This is a genomic window from Fundidesulfovibrio sp., from assembly GCF_058402725.1.
Window position 1 is genome coordinate 1 of record NZ_JBZVFJ010000291.1, and the last position, 2162, is coordinate 2162.

The 2162-nt window shown below is 71.8% G+C and carries 2 protein-coding genes and 1 pseudogene; 1 reads left to right on the forward strand and 2 read right to left on the reverse strand.

The genetic code is table 11. The annotated features are described in order from the left end of the window. Positions 1 to 468: pseudogene (locus ACV4UX_RS18825) on the reverse strand (L-2-amino-thiazoline-4-carboxylic acid hydrolase); the annotation flags it as partial. After that, on the reverse strand, positions 465 to 1271 hold the full coding sequence (blaOXA, locus tag ACV4UX_RS18830; protein WP_491594817.1) for a class D beta-lactamase: 807 nt from the start codon (positions 1269 to 1271) through the stop codon (positions 465 to 467). The pseudogene ACV4UX_RS18825 and the gene blaOXA, both read right to left, overlap by 4 nt. Positions 1272 to 1414: 143 nt before the next feature. Here blaOXA and ACV4UX_RS18835 point away from each other — a divergent pair. Continuing rightward, positions 1415 to 2162, forward strand: a 748-nt coding sequence (locus tag ACV4UX_RS18835) for a substrate-binding periplasmic protein (RefSeq protein ID WP_491594818.1), incomplete at its 3' end; no start/stop codon positions are given.

Consider the following 2162-nt stretch of genomic DNA (forward strand, 5'->3'; position numbering starts at 1 on the left):
GGCCCAGGCGCGCAGGGAACCCAGGGCCTGGGGCGAGAACTCCGCCGAACCCTGGGCCAGCAGGGCGGCCGGGTCCTGACCGCGCAGGTCCGCCTCGGCCAGAGCGTAGAGGGCGTGGCCCGCGTCGCGCGCGGTGAGCCCGGAGGCCTCCATGCCCCGGCAGAGCGCCGCCAGCCACGCCGACTGCACCAGATAGACGTGATTGCGGTTGTCCGGGCCGCCGATGTCGGGCACGGCCTCCAGGAGGGCCGGAAAGGCCGCGAGGGAATCTCCGGCAACGGCCCGTGCGCGCTCCCCGCGTCCGGTGGCCGCGAGCCACTGGGCCGCCCCCTCGCTGACGCCCCGGAATTCCTCCAGGAGTTCCCGGCGCCGGGCAGCCTCCCAGACCCCGCAGAGGGCCGCCCGGGGCGTAAGGGCCAGGCACGGCAGGGCCGCGCACAGCCCCAGGAAGGAGCGGCGCGACCTCACAACAGCCCCTCGCCGCGCAGCGCCGCCCTGACGATCTCCTGGCGCGCCGGGGCCTGGGCCATGGCGGACATGTCGATGTTCAGGGCGAAGAACCACGTTTCCCCGCCCTTCTCCAGCCAGCCCACCCACCAGCCCGTGCCGGGGTCCGTGCTGGCGGCCCAGCCGGTCTTGGCGCGCAGGGTCCAGCCGGGTCCTTCTTCCACGCGCATCACGTCCTTCACCATGTCCATGGCGCGCGCGGAGAAGGGCAGGCGGCCCTCCCTCAGGCGGCGCAGGAAGGCCACCTGCTCCAGGGCGCTGATGCGCATGCCGCCCTGGAGCCAGAACACGTCCACGCCCGCGCTGATGTCTGCGTTGGCGTAGCCCAGTTCGCGCAGCCACCAGCCCATGCGCTCCGGCCCCACGGCCCGGGCCAGGCCCTGGAAACAGGGCACGCAGGAGGCGGCGAAGGCCTCGCGCAGCGTCAGGTCGCGGTTCCAGGCCTCGGCGGAGCGCTTCACGCCGTCCCAGCGCAGCACGGCGTCGGGGCCGGAGACCACGCCCGTCTCGAGGGAGATGAGCGCGTTGGGGATCTTGAAGGTGGAGGCGGGCAGGTAGCCCCGGGCCGCGCGCGCCGGATCGAACACCTTGCGCGCGCTGCCGTCGGCGTTTTCGAGCACCAGCGTGCCCTGGACGCCGCGTTCCTGGAAGAGGCGCGCCCAGTCGGGGCGCTCGGTCACGACGGTTTTCGGGGCGCGTGCCCCTGCGCAGGCGCAAAGAAGGCAGAGCGTTCCCAGGACGGCGAGGACACGGATGACGGGCATTTCGGACTCCTGAAGGCGGGATGCACGGAAGTGACCGCGCGTCTTTCCTCCCGCATTTCGCGGCGTCCGGCAAGACCCGTCGGCCTGCTGCTTGCGCGCCCCCCGAAAGAACGCTACTTTGCAACTGGAGAGAGACAATCATCGTGCGTCCGCCGAGCCCAGACCCTTCCGGCTTCATCGTCCAGCCGCTTTCGTTGGCGGTTCTGGCGCTTCTTGTCCTGGCTGGTTTCGCCCGTGCCGAGCGCCTTGTCTTCGCCTACCCAGAACGCCCTCCCTTCAACCACACGGAGAACGGACGCGCCGTGGGCATCCTGGTGGACCTCACGGCAGCCATCTCCGTGGATGCGGGCGTGGAGCCCGAGTTCCAGGAGATGCCCTCCCAACGCATCCTCGAAGAGATGCGCCGTCCCGACAGCACCCTGTGCAGCTTCGGCTGGTTCAGGAACCCCGAGCGCGAGGTCTTCGCCCGCTTCAGCAGCCCCTTCTACAGGGATCCGCCCCTGATGGCCGTGGTCCTGCGCCGCGACGGCCCGGCCCTGGAGGGCAAGACGACCCTGAGGGATCTGGCCGGATCGCCTCTCCGGGCAGGGCTCGTGCGGGGCTGGTCCTACGGGGCGCAGGTGGAGGGCATCCTGCGGGAGACGAACGCGCGGGTGGAGCTGGCCCCCGAGCGCCCCAGCCAGGCGCGCATGCTGACCGCCGGGCGCTTCGACTACACCCTGGCCCGCTCCGCCGAGGTCGAGGAGATCGCCTCCCTGGCAGGCCTGAACGCAAACGACCTCCTCGCCATTCCCCTGGAGGACCTCACCGACATGGGCCAGCGCCACATCCTCTGCGGCCGGGGCGTGCCCCCCGAGGTGCTGGAGCGCATCGACGCGGCCATCGCCCGGC

Coding starts and splice junctions, on each gene's coding strand:
- blaOXA (WP_491594817.1), bottom strand. CDS start 1,271: ATGCCCGTCATCCGTGTCCTCGCCGTCCTGGGAACGCTCTGCCTTCTT.